Here is a 14,224-nt window from a genome sequence, read left to right on the forward strand (position 1 = left end):
ATATCAAACATTCACTTTAATTTTGCGCCGTCAAATCCGGAACATTGTTATTTAATTAACAATGTTTTTTTCATTCACTAATAAATTCAAAGACATGGACATAGAAAGAATTATGCTTGACCTGGAAAAGAAGCATCCCGGTGAACTTGAGTATCATCAGGCGGTCAGGGAGGTGCTGGAATCGATTGAAGAAATTTATGACAACAATCCGCAGTTTGAAACGGCAGGGATTCTGGATCGGATCATTGAGCCCGACAGGATCCTGACCTTTAAAGTACCCTGGCTGGATGACCACGGGAAGGTGCATGTCAATCTTGGATACAGAGTGCAGTTCAATAATGCCATTGGTCCCTACAAGGGAGGATTGCGTTTTCACCCGAGTGTGAACCTCAGCATATTGAAGTTTCTCGGATTTGAACAGATTTTCAAGAACAGCCTGACCACGATTCCAATGGGAGGTGCCAAAGGCGGATCGGATTTCAATCCGAAAGGCAAGTCCAACAATGAGATCATGCGTTTTTGCCAGTCGTTCATGCTGGAGCTCTGGCGCATCATTGGACCGGAGATCGATGTACCGGCCGGCGATATTGGCGTTGGCGGCCGTGAGATCGGTTTTCTTTACGGAATGTACAAGAAATTGATGCTGGAGCATACGGGTGTCCTGACAGGAAAAGGATTGGGCTGGGGCGGAAGCCTGGTACGTCCGGAAGCCACCGGCTTCGGAGCCGTTTACTTTGTGAAGGAGATGCTGAAGCTGAAGGGTGAAGAGATCAACGGAAAGACCTTTGCTGTTTCAGGATTCGGTAATGTGGCGTGGGGAGCCGTGACCAAGATCAACGAGCTGGGAGGCAAGGTGCTGACCATCTCCGGCCCGGATGGATATATCTATGATCCGGACGGCATTTCAGGTCCCAAGATTTCCTATATGCAGAACCTAAGGGCCTCCAATGAGGACATTGTTCGTCCCTACTCGTTTGAGTTCCCGGGTTCGCAGTTCCACCAGGGCAAGCGCCCGTGGGAGGTGAAATGCGACATTGCGATGCCGTGTGCCACTCAGAATGAGCTTGAAAAAGCCGACGCTGAGCAACTGGTTGCCAATGGCTGCCAATGTGTTGCTGAAGGTGCCAACATGCCCTGTACGCCGGAAGCCATTGAGGTCTTCCAGGAAGCAAAGATACAATATGCCCCGGGTAAGGCAGTCAACGCAGGAGGTGTTGCCACTTCCGGCCTTGAGATGTCGCAGAATGCCATGAAACTGGGATGGCCGAGAGAAGAGGTGGATAACCGCCTGCACGGGATCATGACCAGCATCCACGCCACTTGCGTGACCTACGGAAAAGATAAAAATGGTTATGTTAACTATGTGAAGGGTGCCAATGTGGCTGGTTTTATGAAAGTTGCCAATGCCATGCTGGACCAGGGAATTGTCTGATCCCCGGCAGATCTTTCAAAGAGGCTCCTTCTGCTGATGAGGGAGCCTTTTTTTTTTATATTTTTGCCGCTCGTATTCATGGTATTATTTACATTAAGTTTGATCGAATGAAAGCATTCACATCGGTTGATGACATACTGGATTTTGCCATTCAGAATGAGCAGGAAGCGGTTGACTTCTATGCCAGCCTTGCCCGGGAAGCCCGCAATGAAGAGATGAGCAATGTGTTCACCCAGTTTGCACGGGAGGAAATGGGACACAAGTCACGGCTTCTTGCCATTAAATCCACGGGACAATTTGACCTTGGAAAAGAGAAGGTCATGGACATGAAACTGGCTGACTACCTGGTGGATATGCAGCCACATCCCGGAATGACCTACCCGGAGGCGCTGGTGCTGGCCATGAAGAAGGAAAAGAATGCCTTCAGGCTTTACCTTGACCTTTCGAACAAAGCACCGACACCTGAGCTGGCAGGTCTGTTCCTGTCGCTCGCCCAGGAGGAAAGCCGCCATAAGCTCAGGTTTGAGCTGGAATACGATGAATTTGTTTTAAAGGAATTCTGAGCCGCTCGCATGAACGTTCACACCCGTCCGTAATCCTATCAACCTTTACCCAAAATGCAATTTGTCCACCCTTATTTTCTTTTTGGATTACTGGCTGTTTCAATACCCATTATCATCCACCTTTTCAATTTCCACCGGTACAGGAAGGTTTATTTCACCAATGTCAGGTCTATCCGCAATCTGAAGCAGGAAACCCGGAAGCGTTCAAAGCTGAAACACCTGATCCTTCTGGCCCTCAGGATCCTGACCATCGTTGCGCTGGTCATGGTGTTTGCACAGCCGTTTGTTCCGGTAAACAAGCAGGCGGCGGATATGAACAGGAAAAATCTCGTCGTGGTCTATCTGGACAATACCTTCAGCATGGAATCGGTAACCGGCAGCATCACCCTGCTGGATCTGGCAAAAAATAAGGCACGGGAGCTGGCAGGTGCCTACCGCACTTCCGATGAGTTCCTGCTGATCACCAATGACTTCGAGGGGAAACACAACCGGTTGCTGTCAAAAGAGGAATTCACGGAACTGATCGATGAAGTGACCTTTTCCCCCGTGCACCGCAACCTGTCGGAGATCCTCAGGTATGCATCCGATGAACGATTCAGGTCAGGGGAAAAGAATCATCTGGCCTATCTTCTTACCGACCTGCAGAAAAACTTGTTTGACTGGCCGAAGCTATCACCCGACTCCAGTCTGTCGGTCTACCTGGTTCCCCTTCAGGCCGATAAACCTTCCAATGTTTATATTGATACCTGCTGGTTTGAAAACCCGGTCCAGAACCTGCTCAGCCAGGCTGTTCTGAGGGCCCGGGTATGCAATCTTTCTGAAACGGACCTGGAAAAGGTGCCGGTCAGGCTTTCGGTCAACGGATCGCAGAAAGGACTTGCCAACATCGACATTCCTGCGAACCACACTGTCAAGATTGCGATCCCGTTCATCCATTACGAGGCCGGTATACACTCCGGTGTATTGTCACTGGAAGATTATCCGGTCAGGTATGACGATCAGTTTTATTTTTCTTACCTGGTCAGTGAGTTCATCCCTGTGCTGAATGTTTACCAGGGTAAAGAGAATGCTTACCTCAGGGCTGTTTTTGGCCGGGATTCGACCTTTGTCTTCGATCAGAGTTTTACCGGCAGTCTGGATTACACCTCTTTCGGCCAATACCGCCTGATCATTCTCGATGGACTGGATGAGATTTCATCCGGGCTGGCCCAGGAACTTAAGCGCTTCGTTGAGAACGGGGGCAGCCTGGTCATCTTCCCGGGTGATGCTACGAATACCGAAAGCTATAACCTGTTCCTCTCTGCCGCAGGCTCTGCAGCCTACCTGCCACTGGACACAGCTGATACAAAAGCGATCGCCATTAATTCAGACCATCCCCTCTACCAGGATGTATTTGAAACGATCCCGGAAAATATTGACCTCCCAGTGGTACATAAACATTACCCGATCGCGCGTCTGTCAAGAAGTGACCAGGAATGGCTGATGAACCTTCAAAACGGCAGCATGTTCCTGAGCGTACAATCGGTAAGCAATGGTCTGGTCTATCTGGCTTCCGTCGGCCTGACGGATGCGTTTTCGAATTTTCAGAAGCATGCCGTGTTCGTGCCCACCCTGTTCAACATGGCCATGCTGAGTCATCAGCGTCAGAAGCTTTTTTATACCATTGGATATGATGAGGTGATTGAACTGCGCGGTAACATCCTGCAGGGGGACCGGACGTTTCGGATCAGCAGCCCGGAGAAGGATTTCTCGTTCATTCCCGAGCACCAGGTCGTTGATTCAAGAACGTACCTGTTTACGCACGACCAGGTAAGGCAATCAGGTAGTTATCTTCTGGAGTCGGACGAGTTGGCGGTTACAGGCCTTTCCTATAATTATGACCGGCGCGAATCGCTGATGGAATTCTACACACCGGATGAAGTTACGGCTCAGTTCAACAAGGCGGGGATGCAGGACGTTATGAGCATAAGCGACACCAAACAACCTTTTTCGCTGATCCTGGAGGAGCTCAACAGGGGCGTGCGGCTGTGGAAATGGTTTGCAGTCATTGCACTGGCAGCCATTGCGGCTGAGGCGCTGATCATACGGTTCTGGAAGTAATACCAACGCGGAATTTAATTAATTTTGTCTGCACAGGGATGGATGAACAGGATGATATAGTACAGGAAGAAGAAGCTGCTCCGTCACCGGACAAAAAAGGCGGGACAGAGGAGGTTCACAAGATCAGGCATCTTTCGGGACTTTATGAAAGCTGGTTCCTGGACTATGCCTCCTATGTGATCCTGGAGCGCGCGGTACCGGATGTATATGATGGGCTTAAACCCGTACAGCGGCGTATCCTGCACGCAATGAAAGAGTTGGATGACGGAAGGTACAACAAGGTTGCCAACATCATCGGCCATACGATGAAGTACCATCCCCACGGCGACGTTTCCATCGGGGATGCACTCGTTCAGCTGGGCCAGAAAGAGCTGCTGATCGATGCCCAGGGCAACTGGGGCAACATTCTGACCGGCGACAGTGCTGCTGCACCCCGTTACATCGAGGCACGCCTTTCCAAATTCGCACTGGAGGTCGTCTTTAGCCCGAAAATTACGGAATGGAGAGCGTCGTATGACGGACGAAATAAGGAACCCGTAACCCTGCCCGTTAAATTCCCCCTGCTGCTTGCCCAGGGGGTGGAAGGGATCGCCGTAGGACTTGCTTCCAAGATACTCCCTCACAATTTCAACGAACTGCTGGATGCCTCGGTCAGCATCCTGGAGGAAAAAGATTTTACACTTTTTCCCGATTTCCCGACAGGAGGACTCGCGGATTTCAGCAAATACAACGAGGGACTGCGTGGCGGCAGGGTCAGGATACGTGCACGCATCGTACAACAGGATAAGCGAACCCTGGTGATCACCGAGCTGCCCTTCGGGGTGACCACCTCCTCCCTCATTGAAACAATCATCGCAGCCAACGACAAGGGAAAGATCAAGATCCGCAAGATTGACGACAATACGGCCAGCCAGGTCGAGATCCTGGTCCACCTGGCCACGGGCGTGTCGCCGGATACCACCATGGACGCACTCTACGCCTTCACCGATTGCGAAATCTCGATTTCACCCAACGCCTGCGTGATCCTCGACGGGAAACCCAGGTTCCTGGATGTGAAGGAAATCCTCAGGATTTCCACCACCCATACCATGGATGTCCTCAAAAAAGAACTCCAGGTCAGAAAGTTCGAGCTCCAGGAAGAATTGCTGTTTGCATCGCTGGAAAAAATTTTCATCGAGAAACGGATCTACCGGAAAATAGAAGAATGTCAGACCTGGGAATCGGTGATCGAAACCATCGACACGAACCTGAATCCTTACAAAAAGAAATTTTTCAGGCCGATCACGGTTGATGATATCACCCGGCTGACGGAAATCAAGATCAAACGCATCTCCAGATTCAACGCGTTCAAAGCCGATGAGATCATCAACGAACGGACCGCTGAGCTGGATGAAGTTGAAAATCACCTGGAACACGTTACGGATTATACGGTGAACTATTTCCGTAAGATCCAGAAAAAGTACGGCGCATCCTACCCAAGAAAAACCGAAATTCGGAACTTCGACACCATCGAAGCAGCGATGGTGGCTGCTGCCTCCCAGAAACTCTACGTGAACAGGGAACAGGGATTCGCCGGTACGGGATTGAAAAAGGATGACTACGTCTGCGACTGCTCGGACCTTGATGATATGATCGTTTTCAGGGCCGACGGATCGTTCATCGTGACTAAAGTCCTGGAAAAGTCGTATGTCGGCGAAAATGTGATCCATATCGACATCTTTAAAAAGAATGACGACCGCACCATCTATAATCTCGTCTATCAGGATGGCAAACAGGGAGGGGTGTATATCAAGCGGTTTCCGGTGGTCGGCATCGTCAGGGATAAGGAATACCTGATCACCAGGGGCAAGCCGGGCTCCAGGATCCTCTATTTCACGGCGAATCCCAATGGAGAGGCGGAGATCATCAAGGTGTACTTCAAACCCAAACCCAAAATGAAGATCCTGTCGATGGACTTTGATTTCGGACAGGTTTCGATCAAGGGTAGAAACACTCAGGGCCGGATGCTGACACATAAGGCCGTCAGAAAAGTGGTCAAGGGAGAAGAGGGCGTGTCGACACTCGGCGCGATCGATGTCTGGTACGATGATACGGTCAGGCGGCTGAACTACGACGGAAGGGGAGACTACCTGGGGGCCTTCGCCGGCGATGACAAGATCATTACCGTTCAGCAGTCCGGCGTTTACCGGATCAATGGTTTTGACCTCTCCGCCCATTTCGAGGAAGATATGATCAGGATCCGCAAATTCGAACCGGAAGAGATCCTCTCCGTTGTTTACATCGAAGGAGAAACCCAGGCGCCCTATTTAAAACGTTTCCAGGCTGAAGTTTCCGTAAAAAAGATTAATTTTATTGGCGACGACCCGAAAGCCCGGCTCGTGCTGGTCAGCTTCGACCCGGCACCGCAGCTGGAGATCAGCTTTATGCCCAACCCGAGGAGAAAGACCGAAAGGGAGATCATCCAGGTGGCGGAGTTCATCGCAGTTAAAAGCAATAAGGCGCGCGGCAAACGGATAACCACCTTTCCCTGCGAATCGTTCCGGTTCTTAGAAACCGAATCACCGGAACCTGCTCCGGAGCCTGCAACCGAAGAAAATGCCCGGGAAAGCCGGCCCAACGATGAAGTCGTGCAGGATGAGAGCGTAAATGAACGGGATCCAGTTGACGAAACCCGGGACCAGGTCATTTCCGATGAATTACAACGTTCTGATTTGGAAAAAGATGAGTTAAAAGAGATGAAAGAACGGCGGAAGGAGGAAGAACCCCGCCAGATGGAGCTGGACTTCTAAGATAAAACCATACCTATGAAAAAGCAACTCTTATTGATCAGTAACTCCACCAACGCCGATGAGCTGTACCTGGAGTGGCCGAGGCCTTATATCAGGCAGTTTTTGGAAGGGAAGGGTGTTAAGCGGATCCTGTTTGTGCCTTATGCCGGCATCAGCCTGGATCCTTCCAGCCTTGAGCGTTCATATGATCTGTACGAACAGAAGGTGAACCAGGTATTTGCATCGCTGGGATACGAGATCTACAGCATTCACCGGGAGCCTGATCCGGCAGAGGCCATTGAAAAGGCAGAAGCGATCGCCATCGGAGGCGGGAACACCTTTCACCTGGTCCATATGATGCATAAGCTTGATTTGATTACCCTTATCCACAACCGTGTAAAGGAAGGAATACCCTATCTGGGGTGGAGTGCAGGCGCCAATGTAGTGTGCCCTTCGCTGAAAACGACGAACGACATGCCCATCATTGAGCCGGCAACATTTCAGTGTCTTCACCTGGTACCCTTTCAGATCAATCCGCACTACCTGGATGCCCATCCGGAAGGTCATGGCGGGGAGACCAGGCAACAACGGATCGAGGAGTTCCTGTTGATCAACAGGGATATTTTTGTCGTGGGCCTCCGGGAAGCCACGCTGCTTCAGGTTGAGGGCAACCAGGTCTTTCTGAAGGGGATCCGTCCGATGAGGCTGTTCCGCTATGGACGCGAACCGGAGGAGTTCGAACCGGGAAGCGACATCAACATCCTGATGGATTATGCCTGAATCCGTTAACCTATCATTACACTATGCATTAAATCAAATTGATCATGGAGACCAAACTTAAGGAATTGACGGAACGGATATATGAGGAAGGGATCCTGAAAGCGCAGAGGGAAGGGGAGGAGATTGTCGAAAAAGCAAAAAAGGATGCTGCCCTGAAGGTGGAAGAGGCCCGGAAGGAAGCCGGGCGAATCCTTGACCAGGCCCGCCAGCAGGCCGATGAAATAAGGAAAAACGTCACCGCCGAGGTCAAACTGACCACCCATCAGGCTCTGGGATCCCTCCGGCAACAGATCATGAACCTCATCACGGCAAAGGTGGTCGACCAGCCTGTAAAAAAGGTGTTTGCCGACAGGGATTTCATCCGGGATCTGATCGCAGAGCTGGTGAAGAACTGGCCGGCCAGCGGTAAGTCGCAGGGATTGCAGGTGATGGTTCCCGAAAAGTACAAAAAGGAGGTGGATGATTATTTCACCGCACGCCAGCGTGAATTGCTTTCGGGCGGACTTGAAATCATCAGCGATGAAACCAGTTCGACCGGATTCCGGATCGGGCCAAAAGAGGGTAATTACAGGATCAGTTTCACGGATGAGGATTTTGCCAATTTCATTAAGGCTTACCTGCGTCCCCGCACGCAACAGATGCTTTTCGAAGATAACAGGGAATGAGCAGGAACTACTACTATCTGGTCGCAGGACTCCCTGAACTGCTTTTGGGGCAAAGCAAACGTCCGTTTGAACTGGCCGCGTTCAAAAACGAGCTGAGGGATTTTCTTCATCCAGAAGATTACCGGCTCGTTGAGCTGTTTTTTCTTCCATACGATCATATCAACCTGCTGAACCTCCTGGAGAAAAAGACCGCCCCGTTCCTTACCCTTGGCAGGTACAGTCAGGAAGAACTGGAAGAAGCCATCCGGGAACCGGTGGAGGTACCGGAATATTTCCGGGTCTTTATCGAACGGTTCAGGGAGGAGGCCGGTGTCTGGCAGGACCGGCCGTGGGAAAACCAGATCGCTGAACTGTATTATGACCACGCTGGATCGTTCTCCAACGAATTCATCCGGGACTGGTTCGAATTTGAAAAGAACCTCCGGAATATCCTGACTGCCTACAATTGCCGCAAATACAGCTTGCCGGCCGACCAGGAACTCATCGGGCAGGGTGATCTTGTTGAATCGTTGAAGAAGAGCCAGGTGAGGGATTTTGGACTCAGCGGAGAGGTGGATCATATGGACCGGCTGCTGGGCATCCTTGATCAGAAGGATCTGCTCGAAAGGGAGAAAGGGCTGGATCTGCTGAGGTGGACGCATCTGGATGAGCTCACCACGTTCCATTATTTCAGCACAGAGGTTATCCTGAGCTACGTCGTCAAGCTGCTGATCATCGAAAGGTGGCTGACACTTGACAGGGCAACAGGGGAACAGTTATTTGGCAGATTCCTGGAGGATCTGAAAAACAGTTATGAATTTCCAACAGAATACACGATCAATGAAAGAAGGTAACTCCACCACCGGCAGGGTTGCAGGCGTCATTGCGAATCTTGTTCACATCGAAGTGGACGGACCGGTTCGCCAGAATGAAATATGTTACATTCATCTTGGATCCGTCCGGCTGATGGCGGAGGTAATCAAAGTGAAGGAAAAGATTGCCTATTCGCAGGTTTTTGAAAGTACGCGGGGGCTTAAGGTGGGTGCCTTTGCTGAGTTTACCGGCCACATGCTCGAGGTGACCCTGGGCCCCGGAATCCTGTCGAAGAATTACGACGGTTTGCAGAATGATCTCGACAAGATGAAGGAGATCTTTTTGCAACGGGGAGAGTACACCTTTGCCCTGGATGAGGAGACGGACTGGCATTTCACACCGCTGGCCCGTCCCGGTCAGCGTGTTACTGCGGGTGACTGGCTGGGTGAAGTGAAGGAGAACTGGATGACGCACCGGATCATGGTACCCTTCAGCCTGGAGGAGACCTATACGGTGAAAGAGGTGGTTGCAGAAGGTGATTACAGGATCCACCATACCATTGCCACCCTGGAGGATCTGCGGGGCAATCCTGTCACGGTGACCATGGTTCAAAAGTGGCCGGTAAAGGTACCTGTCAAAGCGTTCAGGGAAAAATTACGGCCATTCCGGGTGCTGGAAACGGGCGTCCGGTGCATTGATACGTTGAACCCGATCACCGAAGGGGGAACCGGTTTCGTCCCCGGACCGTTCGGTTGCGGCAAGACCGTTTTGCAGCATGCTCTTTCCAGGCAGGCTGAAGCGGATATGGTCATCGTGGCTGCCTGCGGGGAAAGGGCCAACGAGGTGGTGGAGATTTTCAAGGAATTCCCTGAACTTGTGGATGCCCGAACGGGACGCAAGCTGAAAGAACGAACCACGATCATTGCCAACACATCCAACATGCCGGTGGCAGCCCGGGAAGCCTCGGTGTATACGGCCATGACCATCGCGGAATACTACCGGTCGATGGGCCACAAGATCCTGCTGCTGGCCGACTCCACCTCCCGCTGGGCCCAGGCGCTGCGGGAAATGTCGAACCGGATGGAGGAACTGCCCGGACCGGATGCTTTTCCCATGGACCTGCCCGCGATCATCTCCAACTTCTACGCACGTGCAGGCCACGTCATCCTGAACAACGGGAAAACAGGCTCCATCACGTTCATCGGAACCGTTTCCCCTGCAGGGGGTAACCTGAAAGAACCCGTCACGGAATCCACCAAGAAAGTGGCCCGATGCTTTTATGCGCTGTCGCAGCAACGTTCCGACAGCAAGCGGTATCCTGCCATCGATCCGATCGACAGCTATTCAAAATACCTCGAGTATCCCGAAGTGAAGGCTTATCTGGATGAAAATATTTCCGACCGGTGGCTCGACCAGGTGATCAAACTGAAGGACCTGCTCATCCGCGGAAAAGAAGCCTATGAACAGATCAATATCCTGGGCGACGATGGCGTTCCGCTGGAATACCATATCCGCTACTGGAAATCGGAGGTCATCGACTTCATCATCCTTCAGCAGGATGCGTTCGACAAAGTGGATGCCTCCACGCCCATCGAACGGCAAAAGTACATCCTGGAAAAAATCCTTCACATCTGCGACAGGGATTTCACGTTCGATAATTTTGAGGAGGTGAATCCATTCTTCAAAAGGATGATCAACGTGCTGAAGCAGATGAATTATTCTGAATTCAAGTCAGAAGCATTCAGTAATTTTGAGCAAGAACTTGAGTCTGTCATATCCGAACGAATGAATTGATGGAAAAAATCGCATTTCAGAAGATCTACACAAAGATTACGCAGGTGACCAAGGCCACCTGTACCCTCCACGCCGATGATGTGGGATACGAGGAGATGGCCGTGGTGGGAGGAAGGCTGGCACAGGTGGTCAAGATCATCGGTGATGAGGTCACCCTGCAGGTCTTCAAGGGAACGGAGGGCATCCCGACCAACGCCGAGGTGATGTTCCTGGGCAAGCCTCCCGTGCTGGTGGTTGGCGATGAACTTGCCGGCCGGTTCTTTAACGCCTACGGGCAACCGATCGACGGCGGCCCGGAGATCGGCGGCGAAGAACGCGCCATCGGAGGCCCGTCGGTGAACCCCGTGAAACGCGAACAACCTTCCAAGTTGATTGCCACAGGTATCGCCGGTATCGATCTGAACAATACCATCGTGACCGGCCAGAAGATCCCCTTCTTTACCGACCCCGATCAGCCCTACAACCAGGTGATGGCCATGGTCGCCCTGAGGGCCCAGGCCGATAAGATCATCCTCGGGGGAATGGGGCTGACACACGACGATTACCTGTTCTATAAACAGGTTTTTGACAATGCCGGCGCCCTCGACCGCATCATCAGCTTTGTCAATACCACCGAAGACCCGCCGGTGGAACGCCTGCTCGTTCCCGACATGGCGCTGGCAGCCGCTGAATTCTTTGCCTCCGACAGGAACGAGAAGGTGCTGGTGCTGCTGACCGATATGACGCTTTATGCGGATGCGCTCAGCATCGTGTCGAACCGGATGGACCAGATCCCGTCGAAAGACAGCATGCCCGGCTCCCTGTACAGCGACCTGGCCAAAATCTATGAAAAGGCAGTGCAGTTCCCCGCCGGAGGATCCATCACCATCATCGCCGTCACCACACTTTCAGGCGGCGACATCACCCACGCGATCCCCGACAATACAGGCTACATCACCGAAGGCCAGCTCTTTTTGCGAAGGGACACGGACATCGGAAAGGTGATCGTGGATCCCTTCAGAAGCCTCTCACGACTGAAGCAGCTGGTGATCGGCACCCAGACCCGCGCCGACCATCCTCAGGTGATGAACACAGCCATCCGCCTGTACGCCGACGCAGCCAATGCCCGAACCAAACTCGAAAACGGCTTCGACCTGACCGAATACGACCAGCGTACCATGCACTTCGCAAAAGAATATTCCAATAAACTGCTGGCCATCGATGTGAACATCGACATCGGTGAAATGCTCGACACCGCCTGGGAGCTCTTCCGAAAACATTTCCGGAAGGAAGAACTCGGGATCAGGAAGGAATTTGTGGACCAATACTTCTAAAAGCAAAAAGCAAAAATTAAAATTCCATTACCCCAAAGGGGTCCTGGTACGGTAGCTATGGCGATCAAATTTCAATTTAACAAAACGGCGTTGCAGGAGCTGAACAAGCAGCTGGCTGTGCGTGAACGGGCTCTGCCAACCATTAAGAACAAGGAGACCGCCCTGCGCGTGGAAGTGAAGAAAGCAAGGGATGCGGCTCAGCAGCTTGAAAAGGACCTTCTCGCCAAAACGACTGAATACGAAAAAGCAGTGGAGCTGTGGGGCGAGTTTGATCCATCCCTGGTTTCCATCAGGGATGTACAGCTGACCGTGAAAAAGATTGCCGGAGTGAAGACTCCAGTACTGGAAAATATTGATTTTGAAATCGGTAAGTTCAGTCTCTTCAATCAGCCGTCGTGGATCCTGGATGGGATCCACATCCTGAAAGAACTTGCATCCATTGGCATTGAACGTGAAGTGTACCTGCGCAAAATGCACCTGCTCGATTTTGCCAGGAGGAAGACCACGCAGAAGGTCAACCTGTACGAAAAAGTACAAATACCGGGTTATCAGGATGCCATAAGAAAAATCAAACGATTTATGGAGGATGAGGAAAACCTGTCGAAATCAGCTCAAAAGATCCTGAAAAACAGGCAACAGAATACAGGGGAGGCCGTATGATCGTACCGATGAAAAAATATTCTTTTCTGGTGTACCACGAGGACTATCCTGATTTCCTGGAGGAGATCCAGCAACTGGGTGTTCTGGATATCCTCGAGCGCAGGGCCGTGACGGATCCTGCACTTGCGGATCGCCTGCTGCTGATCAAACAGGTCAGGAACACGCTTAAGGCACTCGCTGCGCGGAAAACGGCCATCCCTTCCTCCGAACCGGGAGCGACCGACGGCCTGAGGGTCTTTGAAACGGTCAATGCGCTTGATTCGGAGACGGACCGGCTTCGTCATCAGCTGACCATACTCCGAAAAGCGTATCTGCAGGCGGCACCCTGGGGTATCTTCCAGCCCGACCTGATCCGCCGTCTGAAGGAAGCGGGAGTCGGGATCAGGTTGTTTGCCTGCACCGATAAGAAATTCGATCCGCTCTGGCCGGAAAAGTACCCCCTTGCGGTGATCAGTTCATCACAGGGGAAACGTTATTTTGCTGTCTTTCAGAAAGATGGCGAAATACCGGGGATTGATGCCGAAGAGTTGAAACTGCCCGATGGGCCCGTGGATGGGGTGATGCAGGAACAAAAGCAGGTCAGCGACAGGATCCGGCAGATCGGCCACCAGCTGGATGAGATCGCCGGTCGCGACATTCCTGCCCTGACTTCATCGCTCTATCAGCTTCAGAACGAAGCCGATCATACCAAAGCCAGGCTGCAGACCCTCAGGGAGGCCGATGAGAAATTGATGATCATCGAAGGTTGGATCCCGGCCGACCGCGAAAAAACACTCACTTCGATCTTTGATGTCAAGAGTTATGTCTATTTTTCAGGCAAGCCCGATAAAAAGGAGAAACCGCCCGTTCTGCTCAGAAATAATGCATTTGCAAAGCTATTCGAGCCCATCGGCAGTCTGTTTTCACTTCCCGACTATCATGAGCTTGACCTGACAGCTTATTTTGCCCCGTTTTTCATGATGTTTTTCGGTTTCTGCCTTGGCGATGCAGGGTACGGACTGCTGTTCATCCTGGGAGCAACCATAATGAAAATGACGATGGGGCAAAAGACCGCAAAGTATCGATCCATCCTGACACTTGCCCAGTGGCTGGGCCTGGGAACGGTGATCTTTGGCATACTGACGGGAACTTTTTTCGGTATCCAGTTGCTTGAAGTGGAGCAGCTCGGGAATTTCCGCAAGATCATGCTCAACAATGACAAAGCGTTCAATCTTGCGCTGATCCTCGGTGCCATCCAGATCATTGCCGGGATCGCCATCCGGGCAGTAAACCAGTTTCGGCAGAACGGTCCGCTGTACAGCCTTTCGTCCATAGGCTGGATCCTGCTGCTCCTGGGCCTGGCCGATACGTTCCTTTT

11 protein-coding genes are annotated in these 14,224 nt (G+C 51.8%); all 11 read left to right on the forward strand.

Annotation, left to right across the window (positions count from 1 at the left end; translation table 11 throughout):
- The first annotated feature begins 94 nt into the window (after positions 1-94).
- Complete coding sequence (gene gdhA / locus PKI34_05525) at positions 95-1,432, forward strand: NADP-specific glutamate dehydrogenase (GenBank protein HNS17262.1); 1,338 nt, start codon at positions 95-97, stop codon at positions 1,430-1,432.
- A gap of 107 nt (positions 1,433-1,539) precedes the next feature.
- The gene (locus tag PKI34_05530; protein ID HNS17263.1) at positions 1,540-1,995 is read left to right on the forward strand and encodes a ferritin family protein; all 456 of its coding nucleotides are present in this window, start codon (positions 1,540-1,542) and stop codon (positions 1,993-1,995) included.
- 54 nt (positions 1,996-2,049) lie between these two features.
- Positions 2,050-4,095 carry a BatA domain-containing protein gene (locus PKI34_05535; protein ID HNS17264.1) on the forward strand — a complete coding sequence of 682 codons (2,046 nt, stop codon included), beginning with the start codon at positions 2,050-2,052 and terminating at the stop codon, positions 4,093-4,095.
- A 38-nt stretch (positions 4,096-4,133) separates the two neighbouring features.
- Positions 4,134-6,884, forward strand: coding sequence for a DNA gyrase/topoisomerase IV subunit A (locus PKI34_05540; protein ID HNS17265.1), 2,751 nt, complete (start codon positions 4,134-4,136; stop codon positions 6,882-6,884).
- Between the two features lie 15 nt (positions 6,885-6,899).
- On the forward strand, positions 6,900-7,643 hold the full coding sequence (pepE, locus tag PKI34_05545; GenBank protein ID HNS17266.1) for a dipeptidase PepE: 744 nt from the start codon (positions 6,900-6,902) through the stop codon (positions 7,641-7,643).
- 44 nt (positions 7,644-7,687) lie between these two features.
- Complete coding sequence (locus PKI34_05550; protein HNS17267.1) at positions 7,688-8,308, forward strand: DivIVA domain-containing protein; 621 nt, start codon at positions 7,688-7,690, stop codon at positions 8,306-8,308.
- Positions 8,305-9,141 (forward strand): DUF2764 family protein, encoded by an 837-nt coding sequence (locus tag PKI34_05555; protein ID HNS17268.1) that lies wholly within the window; start codon positions 8,305-8,307, stop codon positions 9,139-9,141. Before PKI34_05550 ends, PKI34_05555 begins: the two co-directional genes overlap by 4 nt.
- Positions 9,128-10,894: a V-type ATP synthase subunit A gene (locus PKI34_05560; GenBank protein HNS17269.1), complete on the forward strand. Its 1,767-nt coding sequence runs from the start codon at positions 9,128-9,130 to the stop codon at positions 10,892-10,894. The genes PKI34_05555 and PKI34_05560 overlap by 14 nt, the downstream gene beginning before the upstream one ends.
- The gene (locus PKI34_05565) at positions 10,894-12,207 is read left to right on the forward strand and encodes a V-type ATP synthase subunit B (protein ID HNS17270.1); all 1,314 of its coding nucleotides are present in this window, start codon (positions 10,894-10,896) and stop codon (positions 12,205-12,207) included. Before PKI34_05560 ends, PKI34_05565 begins: the two co-directional genes overlap by 1 nt.
- Positions 12,208-12,264: 57 nt before the next feature.
- A complete protein-coding gene (locus PKI34_05570) occupies positions 12,265-12,867 on the forward strand; it encodes a V-type ATP synthase subunit D (GenBank protein ID HNS17271.1) in 603 nt (200 codons plus the stop codon).
- A gap of 8 nt (positions 12,868-12,875) precedes the next feature.
- On the forward strand, positions 12,876-14,224 hold a 1,349-nt coding region (locus PKI34_05575; GenBank protein ID HNS17272.1), incomplete at its 3' end, for a V-type ATPase 116kDa subunit family protein.

Source organism: Bacteroidales bacterium (assembly GCA_035342335.1).
Lineage (GTDB): Bacteria > Bacteroidota > Bacteroidia > Bacteroidales > JAGONC01 > JAGONC01.

Excerpts from the sequence above, each read along its gene's own strand:
- gdhA (HNS17262.1), top strand. The coding sequence starts at position 95 with ATGGACATAGAAAGAATTATGCTTGACCTGGAAAAGAAGCATCCCGGT.
- PKI34_05535 (HNS17264.1), top strand. The coding sequence starts at position 2,050 with ATGCAATTTGTCCACCCTTATTTTCTTTTTGGATTACTGGCTGTTTCA.
- PKI34_05530 (HNS17263.1), top strand. The coding sequence starts at position 1,540 with ATGAAAGCATTCACATCGGTTGATGACATACTGGATTTTGCCATTCAG.
- PKI34_05560 (HNS17269.1), top strand. The coding sequence starts at position 9,128 with ATGAAAGAAGGTAACTCCACCACCGGCAGGGTTGCAGGCGTCATTGCG.
- PKI34_05550 (HNS17267.1), top strand. The coding sequence starts at position 7,688 with ATGGAGACCAAACTTAAGGAATTGACGGAACGGATATATGAGGAAGGG.
- pepE (HNS17266.1), top strand. The coding sequence starts at position 6,900 with ATGAAAAAGCAACTCTTATTGATCAGTAACTCCACCAACGCCGATGAG.
- PKI34_05540 (HNS17265.1), top strand. The coding sequence starts at position 4,134 with ATGGATGAACAGGATGATATAGTACAGGAAGAAGAAGCTGCTCCGTCA.
- PKI34_05570 (HNS17271.1), top strand. The coding sequence starts at position 12,265 with ATGGCGATCAAATTTCAATTTAACAAAACGGCGTTGCAGGAGCTGAAC.
- PKI34_05565 (HNS17270.1), top strand. The coding sequence starts at position 10,894 with ATGGAAAAAATCGCATTTCAGAAGATCTACACAAAGATTACGCAGGTG.
- PKI34_05555 (HNS17268.1), top strand. The coding sequence starts at position 8,305 with ATGAGCAGGAACTACTACTATCTGGTCGCAGGACTCCCTGAACTGCTT.